At 30.9% G+C, this 21,897-nt stretch carries 24 protein-coding genes; 23 read left to right on the top strand and 1 reads right to left on the bottom strand.

Annotated elements, in window-relative coordinates; all coding sequences use genetic code 11:
* The first annotated feature begins 15 nt into the window (after positions 1-15).
* Both CLOBL_RS12835 and ubiE read left to right on the top strand, forming a co-directional pair.
* Positions 16-1,407 (top strand): 4Fe-4S binding protein, encoded by a 1,392-nt coding sequence (locus tag CLOBL_RS12835; RefSeq protein WP_077859400.1) that lies wholly within the window; start codon positions 16-18, stop codon positions 1,405-1,407.
* A gap of 141 nt (positions 1,408-1,548) precedes the next feature.
* On the top strand, positions 1,549-2,256 hold the full coding sequence (ubiE, locus tag CLOBL_RS12830; protein ID WP_077859399.1) for a bifunctional demethylmenaquinone methyltransferase/2-methoxy-6-polyprenyl-1,4-benzoquinol methylase UbiE: 708 nt from the start codon (positions 1,549-1,551) through the stop codon (positions 2,254-2,256).
* 124 nt (positions 2,257-2,380) lie between these two features.
* On the opposite strand, the gene CLOBL_RS12825 is transcribed toward ubiE, so the two are convergent.
* Positions 2,381-2,812 carry a hypothetical protein gene (locus CLOBL_RS12825; RefSeq protein ID WP_077859398.1) on the bottom strand — a complete coding sequence of 144 codons (432 nt, stop codon included), beginning with the start codon at positions 2,810-2,812 and terminating at the stop codon, positions 2,381-2,383.
* A gap of 202 nt (positions 2,813-3,014) precedes the next feature.
* Between CLOBL_RS12825 and CLOBL_RS12820 the strand changes: the two genes are divergently transcribed.
* The 21 genes from CLOBL_RS12820 (at position 3,015) to CLOBL_RS12720 (ending at position 21,897) form a co-directional block, all read left to right on the top strand.
* Positions 3,015-3,902 (top strand): fructose bisphosphate aldolase, encoded by an 888-nt coding sequence (locus CLOBL_RS12820; protein ID WP_077859397.1) that lies wholly within the window; start codon positions 3,015-3,017, stop codon positions 3,900-3,902.
* A 191-nt stretch (positions 3,903-4,093) separates the two neighbouring features.
* Complete coding sequence (locus CLOBL_RS12815) at positions 4,094-4,537, top strand: hypothetical protein (protein ID WP_077859396.1); 444 nt, start codon at positions 4,094-4,096, stop codon at positions 4,535-4,537.
* 90 nt (positions 4,538-4,627) lie between these two features.
* Positions 4,628-4,813, top strand: coding sequence for a hypothetical protein (locus CLOBL_RS12810; protein WP_077859395.1), 186 nt, complete (start codon positions 4,628-4,630; stop codon positions 4,811-4,813).
* 324 nt (positions 4,814-5,137) lie between these two features.
* Positions 5,138-6,283, top strand: coding sequence for an isochorismate synthase (locus tag CLOBL_RS12805; RefSeq protein ID WP_077859394.1), 1,146 nt, complete (start codon positions 5,138-5,140; stop codon positions 6,281-6,283).
* 16 nt (positions 6,284-6,299) lie between these two features.
* On the top strand, positions 6,300-7,949 hold the full coding sequence (gene menD, locus CLOBL_RS12800) for a 2-succinyl-5-enolpyruvyl-6-hydroxy-3-cyclohexene-1-carboxylic-acid synthase (RefSeq protein WP_077859393.1): 1,650 nt from the start codon (positions 6,300-6,302) through the stop codon (positions 7,947-7,949).
* An 11-nt stretch (positions 7,950-7,960) separates the two neighbouring features.
* Positions 7,961-8,752 carry a 2-succinyl-6-hydroxy-2,4-cyclohexadiene-1-carboxylate synthase gene (gene menH / locus CLOBL_RS12795; protein WP_077859392.1) on the top strand — a complete coding sequence of 264 codons (792 nt, stop codon included), beginning with the start codon at positions 7,961-7,963 and terminating at the stop codon, positions 8,750-8,752.
* Positions 8,753-8,930: 178 nt separating this feature from the next.
* A complete protein-coding gene (gene menB, locus CLOBL_RS12790) occupies positions 8,931-9,773 on the top strand; it encodes a 1,4-dihydroxy-2-naphthoyl-CoA synthase (protein ID WP_077859417.1) in 843 nt (280 codons plus the stop codon).
* 16 nt (positions 9,774-9,789) lie between these two features.
* Positions 9,790-11,121, top strand: a complete 1,332-nt coding sequence (menE, locus tag CLOBL_RS12785) for an o-succinylbenzoate--CoA ligase (RefSeq protein WP_077859391.1) — start codon at positions 9,790-9,792, stop codon at positions 11,119-11,121.
* Positions 11,122-11,136: 15 nt separating this feature from the next.
* Entirely contained in the window at positions 11,137-12,243 is a 1,107-nt protein-coding gene (gene menC, locus CLOBL_RS12780; protein WP_077859390.1) for an o-succinylbenzoate synthase, read from the top strand.
* A gap of 7 nt (positions 12,244-12,250) precedes the next feature.
* Positions 12,251-12,634 (top strand): PaaI family thioesterase, encoded by a 384-nt coding sequence (locus CLOBL_RS12775; protein WP_077859416.1) that lies wholly within the window; start codon positions 12,251-12,253, stop codon positions 12,632-12,634.
* 25 nt (positions 12,635-12,659) lie between these two features.
* Positions 12,660-13,547 (top strand): prenyltransferase, encoded by an 888-nt coding sequence (locus CLOBL_RS12770; RefSeq protein WP_077859389.1) that lies wholly within the window; start codon positions 12,660-12,662, stop codon positions 13,545-13,547.
* 302 nt (positions 13,548-13,849) lie between these two features.
* The gene (locus CLOBL_RS12765) at positions 13,850-14,206 is read left to right on the top strand and encodes an NADH-quinone oxidoreductase subunit A (protein WP_077859388.1); all 357 of its coding nucleotides are present in this window, start codon (positions 13,850-13,852) and stop codon (positions 14,204-14,206) included.
* Positions 14,197-14,706, top strand: a complete 510-nt coding sequence (locus CLOBL_RS12760; RefSeq protein WP_077859387.1) for an NADH-quinone oxidoreductase subunit B — start codon at positions 14,197-14,199, stop codon at positions 14,704-14,706. The genes CLOBL_RS12765 and CLOBL_RS12760 overlap by 10 nt, the downstream gene beginning before the upstream one ends.
* Positions 14,699-15,139: an NADH-quinone oxidoreductase subunit C gene (locus tag CLOBL_RS12755; RefSeq protein ID WP_077859386.1), complete on the top strand. Its 441-nt coding sequence runs from the start codon at positions 14,699-14,701 to the stop codon at positions 15,137-15,139. Before CLOBL_RS12760 ends, CLOBL_RS12755 begins: the two co-directional genes overlap by 8 nt.
* A 5-nt stretch (positions 15,140-15,144) precedes the next feature.
* Positions 15,145-16,260 carry an NADH-quinone oxidoreductase subunit D gene (locus CLOBL_RS12750; RefSeq protein ID WP_077859385.1) on the top strand — a complete coding sequence of 372 codons (1,116 nt, stop codon included), beginning with the start codon at positions 15,145-15,147 and terminating at the stop codon, positions 16,258-16,260.
* A gap of 14 nt (positions 16,261-16,274) precedes the next feature.
* A complete protein-coding gene (gene nuoH, locus CLOBL_RS12745; RefSeq protein WP_077859384.1) occupies positions 16,275-17,309 on the top strand; it encodes an NADH-quinone oxidoreductase subunit NuoH in 1,035 nt (344 codons plus the stop codon).
* Positions 17,310-17,321: 12 nt separating this feature from the next.
* A complete protein-coding gene (locus CLOBL_RS12740) occupies positions 17,322-17,714 on the top strand; it encodes an NADH-quinone oxidoreductase subunit I (protein ID WP_077859383.1) in 393 nt (130 codons plus the stop codon).
* Positions 17,711-18,202 carry an NADH-quinone oxidoreductase subunit J gene (locus tag CLOBL_RS12735; RefSeq protein ID WP_077859382.1) on the top strand — a complete coding sequence of 164 codons (492 nt, stop codon included), beginning with the start codon at positions 17,711-17,713 and terminating at the stop codon, positions 18,200-18,202. Before CLOBL_RS12740 ends, CLOBL_RS12735 begins: the two co-directional genes overlap by 4 nt.
* The gene (gene nuoK, locus CLOBL_RS12730; protein ID WP_077859381.1) at positions 18,203-18,511 is read left to right on the top strand and encodes an NADH-quinone oxidoreductase subunit NuoK; all 309 of its coding nucleotides are present in this window, start codon (positions 18,203-18,205) and stop codon (positions 18,509-18,511) included.
* A gap of 8 nt (positions 18,512-18,519) precedes the next feature.
* Positions 18,520-20,373, top strand: coding sequence for an NADH-quinone oxidoreductase subunit L (gene nuoL / locus CLOBL_RS12725; protein WP_347472829.1), 1,854 nt, complete (start codon positions 18,520-18,522; stop codon positions 20,371-20,373).
* Positions 20,374-21,897 (top strand): NADH-quinone oxidoreductase subunit M, encoded by a 1,524-nt coding sequence (locus CLOBL_RS12720; RefSeq protein WP_077859379.1) that lies wholly within the window; start codon positions 20,374-20,376, stop codon positions 21,895-21,897. It begins immediately after the preceding gene.

Here is a 21,897-nt window from a genome sequence, read left to right as displayed (position 1 = left end):
AGAGGTGACAGTTTAATGCCAAAGTCGGACAAGAAATCAAGTGATGAAGTAAAGTCATCACAAGAGCAAAGAGAAAATAATTTATTAGATAATAAATTGCTTAAGAGCTTTATAAAAAGTAAATGGTATCCAGGAATATTTCAATTAATTGTAGGATTAGTATTTGCGTTTATTGTATTTGAACTATTAACTGGGCCTACTGATGCTGGTGATAATTTTGGTACAGCAGGAACATGGGTATTATGGTGGCCTATTCTTCCTATTCTGCTATTCATAACAGGCAGGTTCTGGTGTACAATATGTCCATTTGGTGCATTAAGTGATTTAGTCCAAAAATTTGTTGGAAGTAAAAAGCCAGTACCTAAGTTTTTAAGAAAATATGGAGTATGGTGTATAGATGCAATGTTCTTAGCTATTACTTGGAGTGATCATGTATTTGGCGTTGTTGAATCACCTAGAGGTTCTGGAACATTACTTTTACTTATAACAATTGGAGTAATATTCTCAGGTGCATTTTGGGAGCGTAGAACTTGGTGTAGATATCTATGCTTCTTAGGAGGGTTATCAGGAAATTATTCCAGAGCAGGAATGTTGCAATTACGTGGAACAAAAGAAGTATGTGCTAAGTGTACAGCTGCTCATTGTTACAAAGGAAGTGAAAGGGCAAATGGATGTCCGATGTTTGAATTTCCGAAAACAATGGAAGATAATTCAGAGTGTAATTTCTGTGGTAACTGTGTAAAGAATTGTCCTAACAATTCAATCAAAATATCATGGCGTGTACCAACTAAAGAGTTATGGTTTATAAGAAAACCAAGATTTGATGCAGCATTTTTAGCAGTTGTTATCATGGGTATAGTATTTGTTCAAAATATTACAATGCTAAACATATGGGATGGAATACTAGCAGGGCTTGAAAATACTGTTGGAACAGATAATTATGCAATAACTTTTACTATAACATTTATTATAGCTATGGCTATACCAGTAATATTATTATCTGTAACAGGATTAGTTGCGAAAATATTTAATAAAGCTTCATTAAAGGAAAACTTCACAAGGTATGGATATGCCATTATACCATTAGATATGGCTGCTCATATAGCTCATAATTTATTCCATTTATTAGCGGAAGGAAAATCTGTATTTTATACATTTATAGAGTTATTTGGAGTTCAAGTTCAAAATAATTCTACAGCTATTTTAGATGACCCAACAATTCAAGCGCTCCAATTTTTATTAATAGGAATTGGTACTCTTGGATCAATATATACTGTTTATAGAATTTCTAAGAACAACTATGAAAGTAAAAAAATAAGTGTAACAATTGTATATACCGTCTTATTAATATTGCTTGCAGTAGTTAATATAATGTTATTTTCATTACCTATGGCTATGCGTATGTAATTAGGCTAAGCAGTTATAGCTTATCTAAAGTAATTTTAGATAAGCTATAATAATAATTTTCGATTAAAAAATGCAATATAGAAGAAACATACTAGCTAATTTTTGTAGGTGTAAGATAAAAGGAATACGAGGTGATTTAATATGGCAGAAACAAATATAACAGATGTGGAGAGGATTTTCTCAGCAATTGCAAAGAGATATGATATGTTAAATTCTATTTTAACTTTAAATATTGATAGGTTGTGGAGAAGAAAGGCAATAAAAATATGTAATATTAAAGAAGATCAAAAGGTATTAGATTTGTGCTGTGGGACAGGACAAATGATAAATTATGAATGTAAAGCAGTAGGAAAAAATGCTACAGTTATTGGGATGGATTTTAGTCAGGAAATGCTTAATGTATGTAACAGAAGACTTAGACAATCATTAGAAAATTATAGATTTAAACTAATTAAAGGTAGTATCTTAGAATTGCCTTTTAAAGAAAATACATTTGATTGCATTACAATTGCCTTTGGTTTAAGAAATATTCAAGATAAAAGTAAAGCATTATCGGAAATGTATAGGGTTTTAAAACCAGGTGGAAAAGTGGTATGTTTGGAATTATCAAAACCTAACATACCTATTTTAAAAAATATATATGATTTATATTTCAATCGTATATTGCCAGTAGTTGGATCAATAGGTACAGGTGACAGGGAGGCATATTATTATCTTAGAGATTCTGTAAATAACTTCATGAATAAAAAGCAGCTTAAAGAGGAGCTTGAACGAATAGGGTTTAAGAATTCAGAATATAAATCTTTGACTTTTGGAGTTGCATCTATACATTATGGAACAAAAAGATAAAATATATATGTTGTTATAAAAAAGCTTTGAGATATTAATTTATTATCAAAGCTTTTTTATAATAATCATGCTTGTGCATGTACTTGTATAAACCTTCTTAGAAATTGTTTGAGGGAGTTTAAAATTAATATGTCTCTTCAGGGATTGATAATGAAATAGTATAGGTAATTACTATTCCAAGCACAATATCTGAAAAAAAGTTTACTAAGCCTGTGCTTAATCCCATTGACCAGGTTGGATCAACTTTTCCTAGTAATGCAAAAATGCCACTAGTTAATGCCCATATAGTTATACCTGCAATTGTCCCCCAGTAAAGAAAATTAACTAATATCTTAGTTATTATTTTTGATATGATAAAACCCATTAAGCCGCTAAATAAAATATATATGATCCAGCTAATGAAAAAATATATTCCACCTTGGATAAATAATATTTGTGAAATAACATCTGTGACACTAGAGTAAGATAAATTAATAGCAATTGCTAATTGATCAATTAGCAATTTTATAAAGCCTGCTATGACGCCGCCTAAAAAACCAGCTGTACTCCTATGCATTAAAAATCCTCCTTATTTTTGAAAAAATTAAAGCTTAGTAGTATTTTGCTTAATTTATTGCTGATTATACTAAGATCACATAGTACTATATAAGTTTAATTATGTGTATCAATCTTCTTTAATGAACACATAATTAATAAGAAAGATACTATAATAAAAAGCAAGATGTGATTGTCTAATCTCAAGCAAGGAGGAAAATCAAATGAATGAAAATCAAATGAATCGAATGCATACAGGTAAAGGATTTATTGCTGCATTGGACCAAAGTGGCGGGAGCACTCCAAAAGCACTACTTCAATATGGTATTCAAGAAAATAGTTATTCTAATGATGAGAAGATGTTTGATTTGGTACATGAAATGAGAAAACGCATCATAAAGAGTCCTGCGTTTACTTCAGAATACATTTTGGGTGCTATATTATTTGAAGATACAATGTATCGGACTATTGATGATCAATATACAGCTGATTACCTTTGGAAACAAAAAAATATTGTACCCTTTTTAAAGGTTGATAAAGGACTACTGGAAATTGAAAATGGTGTTCAGCTCATGAAACCAATAACTAATTTGGATGAGCTTTTAAAGAAGGCTATAGAAAAGAATATTTTTGGAACAAAAATGCGTTCAGTTATTAAAGAAGCCAATTCTCATGGGATTAAAATATTAATTGATCAGCAATTTGAAATTGGTAAACAAATCGCTGAATCGGGTCTAATTCCAATCATTGAGCCAGAGGTTGATATCCACAGCCTTGATAAGGAAGAATCAGAAAAGCATTTAAAGTTTGAAATTTCAAAACAATTATCAAAGCTTGACCCAAAAATAAAAATTATGCTTAAACTCTCCATACCTACGAAGGATAATTTTTATAGTGATTTGATGGATGATCCACATGTTGTTAGGATTGTGGCTTTATCTGGGGGATATAGTCAAGCTGAAGCAAATAAAAAGCTAGCATGTAATCATGGATTAATCGCTAGTTTCTCAAGAGCTTTATCACAAGGATTAACTGCCCAGCAAACAGAGGAAGAATTTAATGCAATGCTATTAAATTCAATTAAGGAAATCTATGAAGCATCAATCAAATAATTTAGTGATGTATCTTATTATGGTAATTTGATGAAATGCAAAAGGTTTAAGTGCTATAAAGATATAGTGCTTAAACCTTTTATTAAATTTAAACCATAAAATTTTTTATAAATATATTATCTTCATAATTGCTCCATATTTGAACAGTAAAATAAAAATATAAAGTTAAGATAAATAAGGAGTGATATACAATGAAAAAGAAAATTATGATTTTAGTATTAACAGCAATATTAACTGTAGGAGGTGCATCATTTGCATATGCTGCAAGTAACAATGGTGCAGTTTCTAATAGTTTTAATAGACCAATGATGAGTGCCCAAAATGATAATCTTGAGTCATCAGCTGACTATAGAGGAACAATGATGGAAAGGACAGGCTCTGAAGAACAGTCAAATGATAGTTATAATAAAATGATAGAAATAATGAAAAATAATGGATTGACTGATGAAGCAGCAGCTATGGAAAATGGAGACTTTAATACTATGCAGAATTTAATGTCTAATATGAGTACTGAAGATTACAAAAAAATGATAGATGTTATGCGAAATAATGGATATGATTCTATGGCTAATAAGATGGAATCTGTAGGTAAAGATAATATGGTAAAAATTCATCAAAATATGATGGGAAGATAAGAAAAATATATTATAAAATTATAAGAAATTAATATAATGACACAAAAATGTGAGATATAATTTATATATTACAATTGGAGGTGACTTGAAATGATGATTATACCTATAATTTTAATTACAAGTGTTATATTTTTTATGTACAATTATCAAGAAAGTAATGAAATTAAGGTTTGCAGAGTTAGAGATAATTCTTTAAATATACTAAATGAAAGATTTTCCCGTGGAGAAATAAGTGAAGAGGAGTATTATAGTATAAAAAATGCATTAAATAAGTAGTAAAATGTTGCCATGTGAGAGAGGAGTAAGCCCTTTTTTACATGGCTTTTTTATTGAATTAAAGAGACCAATATAGAGATGTATTTATCAATATTCTAATTGTTAAATTTAATTGAGCAGGTAAGTTATATTTTTTTGATACTTTTCTACATAAAATCTTTATAAATATTTTGTATTATGAATTATAGAGCATGGAAACTTAAATATACAATGTCTTTTAGGAATTGAAAGCATTTAATATAGTAAGAATATTAAAAAAAGCAATATATTTAAAGCTTATAGCATGAGCATAAATTCTCGGTTAGAAATATGGAGGTACATAATTTGAAATATTATGAAAAGCAAATTTCATTAAATAATCCACTTTCATTTTTGAAGCATTTTAAGAATGAAGAAAAGTTTTTATTTTATAATCCAATAAAACAAGAATTCATTTTTGGAGCTAAGCGTTTAAAAACTTTTTCAGCAAATGAAAATTTTAAGGATTATTTATATATTTTTTCATCAATGACTTTCTTTGATTCCATTAAAGATACTAAGTGGGACAATTTTGGCAACGAAAATATTGCATTTGAATATTATCTTGTTGAAAAAGAAGGAAAGCAAACTCTTTATTGCTTTAAGGATTTTGTTGAAATTGAAAATAGAGAGATAGAAGTTTGTGACCATTCTTATAAATATGAAATAGATGATTATAAAACTTGGGAAGAAATGTTTTCAGTAGTAAAAAATAAGATATTAATGAAAGAAGTAAATAAAGTAGTTATTTCAAGAGAAATTAAAATTCAATGTGATACGTCAATAAATGCAGAAAGTGTATTACAGAAACTTTTGAAGCAGAACAAAAATAGTTTTGTATTTAGTTATTCAAAAGAAGAAAAAGTATTTTTAGGTGCGACACCAGAAATTTTAGTTCAAAAAGAAGGTGAAAAAGTATTAAGCTATGCACTAGCTGGCACTATCTTGAGAAGTGATGAAAATGATGAATTGCAAAAGGAGACGCTACTAAAGGATAATAAAAACCGTTATGAACATCAAATTGTTATTGATTCAATAGCGGATACAATGAAGAAATTTACAGATGAATTAACAGTAGATGAAACTAAAATTTTAACACTTAAAAATTTACATCATCTTCAAACAAGGATTCTTGGTAAGAGCAAAGATACAACTTTACTTAAGTGGGTGAAGTTACTTCACCCTACACCTGCGTTAGGTGGAAATCCAGTTGATAAAGCTACAGATTTAATTAGAAGGTATGAAAAGCATGAAAGAGGTTTATATGCGGCACCAATTGGGGTTGTGGATGGAAGTGGGAATGGTATATTCATAGCAGGAATACGATCAGTTTTAATTGAAAAAAATATGGCATATGCATACACAGGCTGCGGCATAGTGGATAAATCAGATTGCAAAGATGAATATATTGAAACAAATAATAAATTAAAAACCATAATTGAAAGTTTATAATGAGGAGGCAAAATTAATGACAAATTATATTGCGGCATTAGTTGACGAATTGCATGAATTAGGTGTGCGTGAAGTTGTGATTAGTCCAGGCTCAAGATCTACTCCTTTAGCTATATTGTTCTGTGAACATGATTTTAGAATATTTGTTAATGTTGATGAGCGCTCTGCAGGATTTTTTGCACTTGGCATAGCTAAAGAGCAGGAAAGACCAGTTGTATTAGTTTGTACTTCTGGTTCTGCTACTGCAAATTATCTGCCAGCAATTGTGGAGGCAAAATATTCAGGAATACCATTAATTGTATTGACGGCAGATAGACCCCATGAGTTGCGTAAGGTTGGTGCACCACAAGCAATAGATCAAAATAAAATATTTGATAATTTCATCAAATATTATGAAGAATTAGCTCTGCCTGAGGAAACTGATAGTATGTATAGGTATGTTCGTATAGTAATGCAAAAAGCATATACAAATGCTATGTCAAAGGAATATGGTGTGGTGCACATCAATATACCAGTTAGAGATCCTTTAATTCCGGATATAGGTAAATTAGATTTTACTGCAGGTCGTGAAAAAAATAAATTTGAGTACATTGAAGGAGAAAATAGTGTTTCTTTGGACAAATCAATTTTTAAAGATAAAAGTGGAATCATAATTTGTGGCGGAGATGCTTATTCAAACTATCATAAAGAAGTATTAGCTTTAGGAGAGAGGCTAAAAGTACCAATACTTGCTGATCCGATTTCAAACATGCGAAATTTTTCAAGTGATATTGTTATTGATAGTTATGATGCTTTTTTAAAAGATGATTATGTTAAAAATGAACTTAAGCCAGAGTTTATAATTCACTTTGGACAGGTACCTGTTTCAAAAAGACTGCAACAGTTTTTAACCTTACACAAAGAGTGCTTATATATACAGGTTGGAGAGAGTTTTAATTATCGCAATCCATCGTTATCAACTAAAAAGTACATTAATTCGTCACCTAGAGTATTTGCAGAAGCTATTTATATAGAAAATGGCAATAGAGAGTATTTGGATAAGTGGCTAGGGCATCAGAAAAAAATGCGTGAACAAATTAAAGCAGCAATAAACGAAGAAGCTTTTTTTGAAGGGAAAATGATTCAAAAGTTACAAAAAATGCTGCCAGAAGAAAGCAGATTAGTTGCAGCAAATAGCATGGCAATTCGTGATTTAGATTACTTTTTTGAAGCATGTGAGCAAAATGTAAAGGTGCTATGTAATAGAGGCGCAAATGGAATTGATGGGACTATTTCTACTGCATTAGGGGTATCGACTTCAAATAAACCAACAATTTTACTTATAGGAGATTTGGCCTTTAATCATGATTTAAATGGCTTACTGATTGGAAAAACACATAAGTTAAATTTAATTATTTTATTATTTAATAATGATGGAGGAGGAATATTTAGATATTTACCTCAAAGTGAAGAGAAACATTTTGAACATCTATTCTTAACTCCACAAGATATTAATTTTAAAGGGATAGAAACTTTGTATAATGCAACATACTATGAAGCAAAAGATTACAAGACTTTTGAAGATAAATTTAAGGAAGCCTTAACTTTAGAAGGAGTTAAGGTAATTGAAATGAAAATCGATTCAGAATTAAGCAAAATATTACATGACAAATATACAACATTATAAGGTGTGACATTATGTTTATTAAAATTGAAAACATTAAATATCATATTGAAATAAAAGGAGAAGGTAATCCAATTATTTGCTTGCATGGTTTTTCGGAGGATGTTAGTACATGGAAGTTACTTGATTTACATGGGTATAAGTTAATATTAATAGATCTCATTGGACATGGAAAAAGCGACAAGCCAAAAGAAAGTAAATATTATTCTTTGGAAGTAATGCTTAAACATTTAAATAAGCTTATATCTAAATTGAATTTGAAAAAGTATTCAATATTAGGTTATTCAATGGGAGGAAGATGTGCATTGGCTTACACTTTAACTTATCCAAATGAAATCAATAAGTTAATTTTAGAAAGTGCTTCTTACGGAGAAGAAAAAATATTAAATAGATTAAAGCGACGTAAAGAGGATTTAAATTTAGCTAAAAGTATAAGAGAAAATGGTATAGAATGGTTTAACGAATATTGGGGAAGCTTAAGCATTTTTAAATCTCAAAAAGTTTTACCTGAATCTATAATGAATGATATAAGCAGGAGGAGATTGGCTAACAGCACCTATGCACTTTCTAATACTTTAGAAAGTACTGGTCAAGGAAATTTTCCATGTCTGAAAGATGAAATAGTTAAATTATCTATGCCTATATTATATATAAGTGGAGAATATGATAAAAAGTATGAAAAAATAGGAAGAGAATTTGAAGTGTTAAATGCTAATGTAAAGCACATAATCATAAATAGATGTGGACACAATACTCACATTGAAAATATCAACGGTTTCGTGAAAGTTTTAAATGAATTTTTATAATTAATTAGATTTTTAGGTACATGAAAAACAGGCTGGCAAATTGGACTTGTTATTTATTTGATTTTGCCTTATACCTGAATGTTTTAAGAAAAGAAATAAAGTAAGATAATTAGCTAAAAGTCAGAACACAATAATATTTTATTGAGCTTTGAGCAAAATGGAAGGAATGAATGTAAATATGAAGAAATTTGATTGGAAAGAATTAAACCGTAATTATGAAGACATTAAATATGAAGTCTATGATGGAATTGCAAAGATTACAATTAATCGTCCAGAGGTACGCAATGCTTTTCGTCCTAAAACTATTATGGAGTTAATTGAAGCTTTTACAATAGCTCGTGAAGATAGCAAAATTGGCGTAATAGTTTTAACAGGGGCTAATCATGGACAGGGAGAGGCTAATGAAGCCTTTTGTTCAGGAGGAGATCAAAAAGTGCGTGGAAATGGAGGATATATAGGAGAAGACAATATACCTCGTTTAAATGTTTTAGATTTACAGCGTTTGATTAGGGTGATTCCAAAGCCAGTAATTGCAATGGTTAATGGATATGCAATTGGCGGTGGACATGTGCTGCATATTGTATGCGATTTAACAATTGCATCTGAAAATGCTAAATTTGGTCAGACTGGTCCTAAAGTAGGCTCATTTGATGGTGGATATGGAGCAGGATATTTAGCACGTATTGTTGGGCATAAAAAAGCTCGCGAGATTTGGTATTTATGTCGTCAGTATACTGCTGAGGAAGCTTTAGAAATGGGACTTATAAATACAGTGGTTCCGTTTAATGAGCTAGAACAAGAGACAGTAAAATGGGCAAAGGAAATTATGCAGCATTCGCCAACTGCACTTCGCTTTTTAAAAGCATCATTTAATGCAGATACAGATGGAGTAGCTGGATTGCAGCAATTAGCTGGAGATGCTACGCTTTTATTTTATACCACAGAGGAAGCCAAAGAAGGTAGAGATGCTTTTAAAGAAAAACGAAATCCAGACTTTGAGCAATTTCCCAAATTTCCATAGATAAAGGTGACATAAAATGAATTGGCTTAGGAAACATAATATTAAAAATCCAAATAAAAAATTTATTAATGATTTAACTTTTGGTGAAGTTTATGAACGTGTAATAGAATTAACTCAAAAGCTATCAGCCTATGTAAAAGATGAGAAAAGAGTTGCTATTTATTCAAATAACTCAGTTGATATGGCATTATTTTTTCTGGCATTTCAATTCTTAGAAAAGGAAGTTCTTATGCTAAATGTGCGCTTAACAGATGAAGAAATAAGAAATCAGTTAGACTCATTAGAGATCCGGACGGTTTTTTCTTATGATAATAAATTTATATCCTTTCATCAAGTGTATCAAAGCAAAAAAAATGAATCAGAATTGCCAGAGGATTTTGATAAGGAAAGCACTGCTGTTATCATGAATACAAGTGCTACAACAGGAAAGTTTAAATCAGTACCACTCAAATGGAAACAACTTTATAATCATGTGAAAGCATCACAAGAAGCTTTGGGAGTGACACAGGAAGATAATTGGCTTGTAATATTGCCTATGTATCATGTTAGCGGATTAACTATTTTACTGAGAAGTTTATATAATGGAACTCAACTTACCATATTGGAACAGTTTAATGAAGAACAAGTACTAAGATTAATTGAAGATGGTAATATTAATATGTTATCTATTGTGCCAACAGTGTTAAATAGAATTATAGATAAAATAAAGAAACATAAATTGCGTGTAGTTCTATTAGGTGGTGAGTTTATCCCTAAGGCTCTGGTTGAAAAAGGTATATTAAGGAGCATTCCAATATATAAGACGTATGGAATGACAGAAACAACAAGTCAATCTACAACCTTTTCTGTATTAGAGCATCCTGAAAAAATTGATTCAGTAGGTTTGCCGCTTAAAAATGTAAAAATCTTTATTAAAAACTCAGATAAAAAAGGAGTAGGTGAAGTTTATATTAAAAGCCCAATGTTAATGGATGGATATATTGGCAAAGAGGAAATTATAGGATACTTTAATACAGAAGATGTAGGTTATATGGACGATGATGGATTTCTATTTATACTTGAACGCCGTAAAAATATAATAATATCTGGTGGTGAGAATATTTACCCAAGAGAAATTGAAAATATTTTATATAATCATTCTAAAGTAAAGGAATGTGCAGTGGTTGGTAAAAAAGATGAAAAGTGGGGTCAAGTTCCAGTGCTTTATGTAGTATCCTCTTTAGGAAGAGATGAAATATTAGAGTATCTTTCGAATAAGTTAGCAAGATATAAACTACCAAAAGACATCATATACCTAAATGAGCTTCCTAAAAATGCAGTTGGTAAAATATTAAAAAAGAATCTATAAGAAGGTGCTTAACAGATGCAGGTAAAGAAAATAGAGCTTTTTCATATTAGAATGCCTTTGAACTTTAATTTTAAAACCTCACAAACGTCTATGAATTATCGAGAAACAATAATAGTTAAGGTTTATGATGAATTTAATAACAAAGGCTATGGTGAAGTAGTTTCATTTAATGATCCATTTTACACTAATGAAACATTGGCAATTTCTAAAGAGGTATTAATAAATGAATATATTCCAAAGTTAATATTTAAAGCTATAGAGCATCCTTATGATATACACAAGAATATTGACACAGAATATCCAATGGCACTTGCAGGCTTAGAGAACGCCCTTATGGATTTGTATTCTAAAAGAAATAGGAAATCAATTATGGAGCTTGCATTTAATGAAAAAACAAATGAACAGATATATGCAGGAATAGTGCTTGGAGACTCAGAAAGTTCAAAGATTATAAAGCAGATTGAAGTCTATAAGAAGGAAGGATATACTCGCTTTAAAATAAAGATAAAACCAGAAGATGGGTTTAAAAAATTAAAAGCAATTAGAGAAATATATTCTGATATAAAATTACTGGCAGATGCTAATAAAAGTTATAGCATTGAACAAATTAATGGACTAAAGAAGTTCGATGAATTAAATTTACTATGCATAGAAGAACCATTAGATTCAGAAAGTCTTTTAGATTATCAAAAACTTCAAAAAGAACTTAAGACTCCGATATGTTTAGATGAAAGTATCCAAACAGTTAAAGCTTTAAATGCTGCAATCAAGTTAAAGGCATTTAAAGCGCTTAATATAAAAATAGGGCGAGTTGGGGGCTTATATTATGCAAAGCAGATGATTGAATTATGCAGAGAAAACAATATTAAATATTGGATTGGAAGTATGGTTGAAAGTGGTATTTCTAAGGTGTTACATGTTCATTTGGCGAGTCTGCAGGATACTTATATTCCTGGAGATTTATCATCGTCAAAGCGTTATTTTCAAAGAGATGTAATAAAACCGGAAATTATAGCTGAAAATGGCATTATTAAAGTACCAAAAGGCTATGGATTAGGAGTGAAGGTTAATGAAGAGGTTTTAAAAGACCTTACAATAGATTATTTTAAAAATGGATGGTGAATATAAAATGAATTTAATAGAAGGTTTAAATATTGAATATATCCATGTATATGAAAACACACTTGAAGCAAAAATGAATTTAACTGATTTTCATGATCAAACTTTTGGATATCTACATGGAGGAGCAACAATTGCTTTTGGAGAAACAATTGCAGGTTATGCTTCAATTAGAAAGATAAATAAGGATCAAGCAGCTGTGGGGCAAAGTATAACTGCAAATCATATGAAAGCTAAAAAAATAGAAGGGTATATTATAGCAAAAGGCAGATTACTACATATGGGAAAAACATCTCATGTGTGGGATATTGAAATGTTTGATGAAAATAATATATTAATTTCATGCGTAACGGTTACAAATGCTATCATTAAGCAAAACAAAGATAATAGTTAATTCTTTGATGAGGAGAGACGAAAAAATGACTTTTAAATCAATAGTAAAACTTATGGATATAAAAACTCTTGTTGCAGGATTGATTCCTGTAACTTTAGGTTCAGTTTATTCAAAATATGCTTTTCAAAAGTTAAATATATTTTATTTTATATTATTAGTAATTGCTATGATATTAATTCAAAGTGCTACAAATATGATTAATGATTACTTTGATTTTAAACGTGGAGCAGATGATAAAAAAAGTAGTGAAGAGAAAGCCTTAGTAAGTGGAGAGATTACTCCCAAACAAGTTTTGTTTATAATATTTTCATATCAATTAATTGCTCTTATAATTGGTATTTTTATAGCTAGTCAAACAAGTTATTATATATTGCTGGTTGCAATTTTTGGTGGGCTTATTTCACTTTTCTATGCATTTGGACCTTTACCTATTTCCTATACTCCAATTGGTGAATTTGTGTCAGGAGCTACTATGGGGATAGGAATAACAAGTACAGTGATTTATATTCAATCAGGTATATTAAATTTAAGTACAGTTTTAGTTACGGTTCCAACAGCAGTATTTATTGGAACTATATTATTAACTAATAATTTAAGCGATATAGAAGAGGATAGGGAATCTGGGAGAAAAACTCTGCCTATTATTATAGGGAGAAAAAATGCTGAGCGGTTATGGATCTTTAATGTGATAATGTTAGTTATTTTAACTTTTGGATTGGTGTTATTACACATTTACCCTATTATTGCATTAGTGCCTGTTCTTTTTCTATTTCCTTATAAATCTGTTTTAAGCTTTTTATCATATAAAAAGAGTATTATAACAAAAGGAAGAAGTATGGGGCTAATAGGCAAAATTGGATTAAAGTATCACTTAGCTGTGGTTATTGGATTATTAGCGGCAAGTGCACTATAAACAGTATTAGAAATGAATAGATCACATAAAAATATATGAAACCAGAAGTTTAGATAATATAAGCTTCTGGTTTTTTTGTGGTCAAATTAAGTAGGTGAATTTTCTTATGAAGCGCTATTTTATAGTTAATAGAGTGATTAATGTAAAATTTAAAAGTTTTCTTATGGGTTTTCTACATAATAACTACATAAAAACTTGGTAATATTTGAACAAATAGAGAGCTATTAAAGGTTGCTGTTTTTAATAATAAATTTTTTGCGCATTAGTATAAATAAAAAAAATTGTTTTGAAGGGAGATAAAAATGATACAAAATTATTTGACTATTGGAATTTTTCTTGTAGCCTCATTTATTTTTGGTATGGTAGTTTTGTTAACAGCTTCTTTTGTAAGACCTAAGAAGCCCAATAAGGAAAAGTTATCAACCTATGAATGTGGTGTCGAGACTACTGGATCAACCTGGATTAGATTTAAAGTAAGTTACTTTATGTATGGACTAGTATTTCTACTGTTTGATGTTGAAACAGTTTTTTTATTGCCGTGGGCAGTAAGGTTTAAAAGTCTAGGTTTATTTGCATTATTAGAGATGTTTATCTTTATAGGTATTTTAGTTATTGGCTTATGGTATGCGTGGAAAGAGGGGGCATTAGAGTGGAAATAAATTTAAATGAAGATAAATGCATTAAGGAACAAATAGAAAAAAATATTGTATTTACCAAATTAGACAGTGCTTTAGACTTTTGTCGTGCTCATTCATTTTGGCCATTAACCTTTGGATTAGCCTGTTGTGCCATTGAAATGATGGCTGCTGGAGGTGCTCGCTATGATATTGCACGCTTTGGTTATGAAGTTTTTCGTGCTTCACCAAGGCAGGCAGATTTAATGATAGTTGCAGGAACAGTTACAGAAAAAATGGCACCTGTAGTAAGGAAATTATATGAGCAAATGCCAGAGCCTAAATGGGTAATTGCTATGGGCAGCTGTGCTACAAGTGGAGGTCCGTTTGTGGATTCATATAGTGTTGTTCCGGGTGCAGATACATTTTTACCTGTTGACGTTTATATTCCTGGCTGTCCTCCAAGGCCAGAAGCATTGATTCATGGTCTTTTAACTTTAAAAGAGAAGATAATTTGTAAAAATGAGGTGAATAAAATTGAGTAAAACTAGTGAAAATTTGATTTCAGAATTAAAAACAGAATATAAGCAAGATATTGAGGTTAAAGAAAGTACACAAATTGAAATTTATATAGATATAAATATTTTTTTAGAGGTTATAAGAAAGGTAAAAGATTATGGCTTTGATTTTTTAGTTGATTTAACGGCAGTAGAAGAAGAAGGGTTAAGTTGTGTTTATCATTTTATATCATTAGCAACTCGTGAATTAATGAGAATAAAAGTAAAACTTGATGAAAAACTTGAAATTCCTTCACTAACTAGGTATTGGCTAGCAGCCAATGTTCAGGAAAGAGAAGTATATGATTTGTTTGGAGTAAGCTTTATAGGTCATCCAGAATTAAAAAGAATATTATGCCCAGATGATTTTAAGGGGCATCCACTTAGAAAAGATTTTAAGGTTATTAGTAGAAGGGAGTAAGTTTAATGGTGAAACACAATAAGGATTTGCATACAGAAGAGATGACTTTAAATTTTGGACCTCACCATCCAAGTACCCATGGCGTTTATAGAGCAATATTTACCTTAGATGGGGAGCAGATTGTAACGGCTGAAAATGTCATTGGTTATCTCCATAGAGGGATGGAAAAATTAGCAGAATCAAGGACTTATACTCAATTTATACCTTATACTGATAGATTAGATTATTTATCTGGAATGTTAAATGAATTAGGATATGTTCAGGCGGTAGAGAAGCTTATGGACATTGAAGTACCTGAAAGAGCACAGTATCTTCGAATAATAATGGCTGAACTTCAGAGAATTGCAAGTCATCAGGTTTATTTAGGCAGTTTAGCACTTGACTTAAATGGACATACACCTTGGATGTATTTTTTTAGAGATAGAGAAAGAATACTTGATTTATTTGAGATGGTTTGCGGCTCTAGAATGACTACAAATTATATGCGCATAGGTGGAGTAAGCTATGACCTGCCTGAAGAATTTATTCCAAGCTTAAAAAGTTTTCTTGATGATATGGATAATAACTTTTTGGAATATGAGCGAATTATTACTGGCAATGAAATTTTTATAGCTAGAACAAAAAATGTTGGAATAATTCATGGGGAAAGAGCATTGTCTTATGGTTTTACAGGCCCAAACCTTAGGGCGTCAGGGATAGACTGGGATTTAAGACGTGATGCACCTTATGGAATCTATGATCGTTTTAAGTTTAAAGTAATTGTCGGGAAAAACGGGGATTGTTATGACAGATGGTTAATGCGTATTGGAGAAATGGAAGAGAGCGTAAAAATAATTAAACAGGCATTAGAACAAATTCAAGAGGGATCAGTTTTAGCTAAAATTCCAAGACTGATAAAACCTCAAAAGGGAGATATCTATCACCAAATTGAAGGTTCAAAAGGTATTCTAGGTTATTATTTGGTGAGCGATGGAGGGGATAAACCTTATAGACTACACATTCATGGGCCGTCTTTTATTAATATTGGTGCCTTCCCTGAAATGACAATAGGTGGCACAATTCAGGATGCAGTTGCGATACTAGCATCACTTGATCCTATATTAGGGGAAATTGACAGATAGTTTGGGAGGTAAAAATGGAAAATATATTTGTAAATATATCAACATGGATTAATGAATTAGTTTTATCATTAGGAATACCAAGTTTTTTGATAAATATCATTATGAGCATAATTTATTTTATTGCTATTGAGGTATTTGTATTATTAAATGCTATGTATCTGATTTATTTGGAAAGGAAATTTTGTGGCTATCTGCAGCAGCGTCTTGGACCAAATAGATTTGGACCAAGAGGGATATTTCAGAGTGTTGCAGATGTCGTTAAGCTCTTAGGTAAAGAAGATATCATCCCAGAGAAAACTGATAAATTGGTTTTTGTAATGGCATCTTTATTAGTTATGGTTCCTGCCTTATTAATTTATGCAGTTCTACCTTTTGGTAAAAATATGATTGCAGTAAATTTAAATTTGGGATTGCTTTATTTTTTAGCTATATCTGGAACTTCTTCTATACCTATTTTAATGGCAGGATGGGGATCTAATAATAAGTACTCACTTTTAGGTGGAATGAGAGTGGTTGCCCAAATGATAAGTTATGAAATTCCTATGATTTTTTCACTTCTTGGGGTAATTATGATAAGCGGTTCCTTAAACTTAACTGAAATTACCGCAGCGCAAAATAAAGTGTGGTTTATTTTTTTACAGCCTATTGCATTCATTATTTATCTTGTCGCTGCCACAGCAGAGTTAAATAGAGCACCATTTGATCTAGCAGAGGGAGAGCAGGAGATCGTAGCTGGGCCATTTACAGAATATAGCGGAATGAGATATGCACTTTTTTATCTTGCAGAATACACTAATATGTTTGCTATTTCAGCTTTTACAGTTACTTTGTTTTTAGGGGGAGCCAGCGGCCCTATATTACCTTCGTGGATTTGGTTCATTTTAAAAACTTATTTAGTAATTCTACTGCTTATGCTTGTTCGATGGACTTTTCCTAGAATTAGATTGGATCATATGATGTCTTTGAATTGGAAGTATCTTATTCCTATTTCTTTAATGAATATTTTATTTACAGGAATAGGTATTAAAATATTTCAGTTAGTTAGTTAAGAGGTGAAATTAATGTTTGGTAAAGGATTAATTAATGGTCTTAGAGTAACCCTCGGACATTTATTTGAAAAAAATATTACTCAGCAGTATCCAGAAGAACATCCAAAGTTACCACCACGTTCTCGTTGTTCTTTTAAACTGGATTCAGAAAAATGTATTTCATGCAGCATTTGTGCTTTGAGCTGCCCAAATAGAGTTATTAATGTAGAAAGTTATAAAGATGAAAATAAGAAAAAGCATTTAAGTAAATATGAGATGAAATTAGAGTATTGTCTTTTTTGTGGTCTCTGCGTTGAAAGTTGTCCAAGTAAGGCTCTGCAGGTTACATCGGATTTTGAATTAAGTGCTTATAGTAGAGCTAAAACTAAGTTAACACTTTTTAGTAATAAGGAGGATTTACTATGATTTCAGCTTACGTTTTTTGGCCAATAGCATTTTTAATTATAGCTTGTGCTATAGGCATCGTTCATTCAAAAAATATTATCCATAGTGCTTTAGCTATGATTTTAACATTTATAGGTATCGCAGTAGTTTTCATCTTACTTGAAGCTGATTTTCTAGCATTAGTACAAATTTTAGTTTATGCGGGGGCTATTTCAATCTTAATTGTATTTGCTATAATGCTTACTCGAAAAAGTGATATGAAAAACAGTAATCCCTTTAATAAATTAAGATGGACAGGTTTAGCATTTTGTTTTGGATTCTTTGGGATTATTACTCGTTTAATTTTAGTTAGTAAGTTTACTTATAAGAATTTAAATATAGAAAATACCATTAGTGCTATTGCAGATGGATTCTTTGGAAATTATATGATTCCATTTGAAGTCTCTGCATTACTTTTATTAATAGCCTTGGTAGGCGCTATTATTTTAGCAAAAGGAGTGAAAAATTAAATGGTTGGTTTAGAAGGTTATTTAATACTAGCAGCGGCTTTATTTTGTATTGGTCTTTACGGAGCTTTTGCTAAAAGAAATGTTATCAGTGTATTAATGTCAATAGAAATCATGATGAATGCAGTCAATATTAATTTAGTAGCTTTTAATAGATTTTTAGCGCCAGAAAAGGTTACAGGGCACCTTTTTGCAATATTTGTTATTGTAGTTGCAGCGGCTGAAATTGCTGTAGGCTTAGCTATTATATTAAATATTTATCGCAGTCATACTACATCTAATGTAGAAGATTTCAATATTTTAAAATGGTAGGTGTTATGATGAGATTTATAGATTTAGCGTGGATGATTCCCACATTTCCTGCAATTGCATTTATACTTATTGCTTTTATTACAAAAAAATCTAAAGGTATTAGTTCAGCAGTTGCAATAGTTGGGATGGTTCTTTCTTTTATATTTTCTTTAGGCATTATTTATGAGGTTATTGCTTCAAAAGTCAGCATTAATCAGCCTATTGAATATGCTGTTTCCTGGCTCTCGGTTCCAATTAAGATTGAAGCTGGAGTGCTAGTTGATCCACTTACAGCAATTATGCTCTTAATTGTAACTTTTATAGGTTTATTGGTTGAGATATATTCGTTAGGTTACATGAAAGGAGAGCAAGGTTTTTCTAGATTCTTTGCAAATTTATCTCTATTTAGCAGTTCAATGCTCGGGCTCGTAATTTCTAATAATTATTTTCAAATGTTCTTTTTCTGGGAATTAGTAGGATTATGCTCTTATCTTTTAATTGGTTTTTACTATGAAAGGCCTTCAGCTGTAAAAGCTAATAAGAAAGCATTTGTAGCTAACAGAGTTGGAGATTTTGGATTTTTAGTTGGAATGCTTTGCCTTTTCATGGCCTTTGGAACTTTTAATTTTAGAGAACTGGCTGCTAATATTCCATCATATAAAGATGTTGCTTATTTAATTATAATAGCATTATTGATCTTTGCAGGACCAGTAGCAAAGTCAGCTCAATTTCCACTTCATGTTTGGCTTCCAGATGCTATGGAAGGACCAACACCAGTAAGTGCTTTAATACATGCAGCGACAATGGTTGCAGCTGGTGTATATCTTTTAGCACGTGGCTATATTTTATTTTCTTCATTACAAGAAGTAAGCTTAGTAATTGCGTATACTGGAGGAATAACTGCATTTATGGCAGGAACTATTGCAATAGTTCAAAGAGATTTAAAAAGAATTTTAGCTTTTTCAACCATGAGTCAATTAGGGTATATGGTTATGGCAATGGGAGTAGGCGGTTTTACTTCTGGAATGTTTCATCTTACAAGCCACGCATTTTTCAAAGCGTTATTATTCTTAGGAGCTGGAAGTATTATTCACGCTATAGGCGTACAGGATATTTTTAAAATGGGCGGCTTAATTAAAAAGATGAAGCTTGTAAGCATAACTTTTATAATTGCTTCTCTATCATTAGCTGGAATTCCACCGTTATCAGGCTTCTTCAGTAAAGATGAGATTTTAACAGTAACTTATGAACATGGATATATATTTTTATATTATTTAGGTTTGATTACAGCATTCTTAACAGCATTTTATATGGCTCGTTTAGTTTTTGTAGTATTCTTTGGCGAGGAAAGAGAAAAACATTCTGTCCATAAAATTCCTTGGTGTATGACTATGCCATTAATTATATTATCAGTTTTTTCAGTAGCTTATGGTTTTATAAATGAAACATTTGCTTCATATATATACTTTCAAACATCTCAAATTCCTGAGGCAAATTTAATGGTTATGGGTGAATCAGTAGCAGCGGCATCTGGAGGAATACTACTCGGATGGCTTATCTATGGTAAGAAAGTAATATCAAGTGAAGTTCTAAGCACGAAGTTTAGAACTATACATCAATTTCTTTTTAATCAATATTATTTAAATGAACTTTATCACTTAGTATATGAAAAAGTAATTTTAAATATATCCCATTTATTTAATTGGTGTGATCGTAATATAGTAGATGGAATTTTTGATAATACTACTTCTTTGATAAGTAGAACGGGAGCTAAACTTAGACTTATTCATTCAGGACGGGTGCAAAACTATGCTTTGATTTTTTTCATTGCAATTGCTTTAATAATTCTTTGGCTCGCAGCACCAATTTTAGGAGGGATATAGATGGAATTTCCGATATTAACGTCAATACTATTAGCACCAATTTTGGGTATTTTTATAATACTTTTTTTCCCAGCTACTAAGGAAAAGGAAATAAAAGTTACAGCAGCAATTGTTACTTTTATTTCACTCTTGCTTTCGATTATAGCTTTTGTAACTTACAATAAGTCAATAGGAGGGCTTCAATTTCAAGAAACTTATTCTTGGATACCTGCCTTTGGAATTAATTATTCTGTAGGGGCGGATGGTTTAAGCATACCTTTAATATTGCTTACTGCTATCGTTATTTTTGCAGGTGTTTTTGCATCATGGAAAATGGAAAAAAGAATTAAGGAATTTTTCATATTCCTGCTTTTATTAGTTGCAGGTGTTTTTGGAGTATTTATTTCAAGAGATTTATTTTTCTTTTACTTATTCTTTGAAATAGCTGTTATTCCAATGTATATATTAATTGGAGTTTGGGGAAGTACAAGAAAAAATTATGCTGCAATGAAGTTAACTTTGTATTTATTAGTAGGTAGTGCATTTATCCTAATAGGAATTATTGCAACTTTTGTATATGCTAATAAATTAGGTATACGAAGTTTTGATATACAAACCCTAAGTACTATTCAATATAGTTCAAGCTTTCAAAAGTTTGCTTTTTTCTTAATGCTAATAGGCTTTGGTATATTAGTACCTATGTGGCCTTTTCATACATGGTCCCCAGATGGACATGTAGCTGCGCCAACAGCTGTAAGCATGCTTCATGCTGGAGTTTTAATGAAACTTGGTGGTTATGGAATTATCCGTGCTGGAGTATTTCTTTTCCCAGAAGGTGCAAAGTATTGGGTTCCTTTAATAGCAGTGTTATCAATAGCTAATATAGTATATGGTGCTATGGTAGCTATGGCTCAAAAGGATTTGAAATTTGTAATTGGTTATTCAAGTGTAAGTCATATGGGGTATGTGCTACTCGGAATTGCTTCATTAAACTTCGAAGGAATAGATGGAGCTGTAGCTCAGATGTTTGCTCATGGTATTATGACCGCATTATTCTTTACTTTAATAGGAAATATTTATAATCAGGCTCATACAAGAGAAATTGCTCGATTTGGCGGCTTAATACATCAAATGCCAAGGGTAGCTATTGGTTTTATAATAGCTGGTTTTGCATCATTAGGATTACCAGGATTAAATAACTTTGTTGCAGAATTTCTAATATTTTTAGGATCTCATGATGAACCAAGAAAACTTTTTTCAATAATACCCTTTAAAGCAATTTCAATACTAGCAATTCTAGGAATTGTTATTACTGCTGCCTATATATTAAAGGTAGTTCAAAGCACTTTCTTTGGTCCAAGAAAAGAAGAATGGGATCATTTAGAGGATGCAAAAGGAGTTGAAATGATACCTATAGTGATGCTTGCAGGTGTATTAATATTTTTCGGTTTATTCCCATCACCACTAATTGATCTTATTCACAGTGGAGCGATGTCACTTATGGGTAAGATATCAGACATAGGAATGATAATGGGAGGATTTTAA

The sequence above is a fragment of the Clostridium sp. BL-8 genome, assembly GCF_002006495.1.
Taxonomy (GTDB): Bacteria; Bacillota; Clostridia; order Clostridiales; family Clostridiaceae; genus Clostridium.
Note: the sequence above shows the minus strand (reverse complement) of the source record. Positions and strands in the feature narration are given on the sequence as shown.

What these genes read in the sequence shown, in the direction of transcription:
- CLOBL_RS12835 (WP_077859400.1), top strand. Translation starts at nt 16, where the DNA reads ATGCCAAAGTCGGACAAGAAATCAAGTGATGAAGTAAAGTCATCACAA.
- ubiE (WP_077859399.1), top strand. Translation starts at nt 1,549, where the DNA reads ATGGCAGAAACAAATATAACAGATGTGGAGAGGATTTTCTCAGCAATT.
- CLOBL_RS12825 (WP_077859398.1), bottom strand. Translation starts at nt 2,812, where the DNA reads ATGCATAGGAGTACAGCTGGTTTTTTAGGCGGCGTCATAGCAGGCTTT.
- CLOBL_RS12820 (WP_077859397.1), top strand. Translation starts at nt 3,015, where the DNA reads ATGAATGAAAATCAAATGAATCGAATGCATACAGGTAAAGGATTTATT.
- CLOBL_RS12815 (WP_077859396.1), top strand. Translation starts at nt 4,094, where the DNA reads ATGAAAAAGAAAATTATGATTTTAGTATTAACAGCAATATTAACTGTA.
- CLOBL_RS12810 (WP_077859395.1), top strand. Translation starts at nt 4,628, where the DNA reads ATGATGATTATACCTATAATTTTAATTACAAGTGTTATATTTTTTATG.
- menD (WP_077859393.1), top strand. Translation starts at nt 6,300, where the DNA reads ATGACAAATTATATTGCGGCATTAGTTGACGAATTGCATGAATTAGGT.
- menH (WP_077859392.1), top strand. Translation starts at nt 7,961, where the DNA reads ATGTTTATTAAAATTGAAAACATTAAATATCATATTGAAATAAAAGGA.
- menB (WP_077859417.1), top strand. Translation starts at nt 8,931, where the DNA reads ATGAAGAAATTTGATTGGAAAGAATTAAACCGTAATTATGAAGACATT.
- menE (WP_077859391.1), top strand. Translation starts at nt 9,790, where the DNA reads ATGAATTGGCTTAGGAAACATAATATTAAAAATCCAAATAAAAAATTT.
- menC (WP_077859390.1), top strand. Translation starts at nt 11,137, where the DNA reads ATGCAGGTAAAGAAAATAGAGCTTTTTCATATTAGAATGCCTTTGAAC.
- CLOBL_RS12775 (WP_077859416.1), top strand. Translation starts at nt 12,251, where the DNA reads ATGAATTTAATAGAAGGTTTAAATATTGAATATATCCATGTATATGAA.
- CLOBL_RS12770 (WP_077859389.1), top strand. Translation starts at nt 12,660, where the DNA reads ATGACTTTTAAATCAATAGTAAAACTTATGGATATAAAAACTCTTGTT.
- CLOBL_RS12765 (WP_077859388.1), top strand. Translation starts at nt 13,850, where the DNA reads ATGATACAAAATTATTTGACTATTGGAATTTTTCTTGTAGCCTCATTT.
- CLOBL_RS12750 (WP_077859385.1), top strand. Translation starts at nt 15,145, where the DNA reads ATGGTGAAACACAATAAGGATTTGCATACAGAAGAGATGACTTTAAAT.
- nuoH (WP_077859384.1), top strand. Translation starts at nt 16,275, where the DNA reads ATGGAAAATATATTTGTAAATATATCAACATGGATTAATGAATTAGTT.
- CLOBL_RS12740 (WP_077859383.1), top strand. Translation starts at nt 17,322, where the DNA reads ATGTTTGGTAAAGGATTAATTAATGGTCTTAGAGTAACCCTCGGACAT.
- CLOBL_RS12735 (WP_077859382.1), top strand. Translation starts at nt 17,711, where the DNA reads ATGATTTCAGCTTACGTTTTTTGGCCAATAGCATTTTTAATTATAGCT.
- nuoK (WP_077859381.1), top strand. Translation starts at nt 18,203, where the DNA reads ATGGTTGGTTTAGAAGGTTATTTAATACTAGCAGCGGCTTTATTTTGT.
- nuoL (WP_347472829.1), top strand. Translation starts at nt 18,520, where the DNA reads ATGAGATTTATAGATTTAGCGTGGATGATTCCCACATTTCCTGCAATT.
- CLOBL_RS12720 (WP_077859379.1), top strand. Translation starts at nt 20,374, where the DNA reads ATGGAATTTCCGATATTAACGTCAATACTATTAGCACCAATTTTGGGT.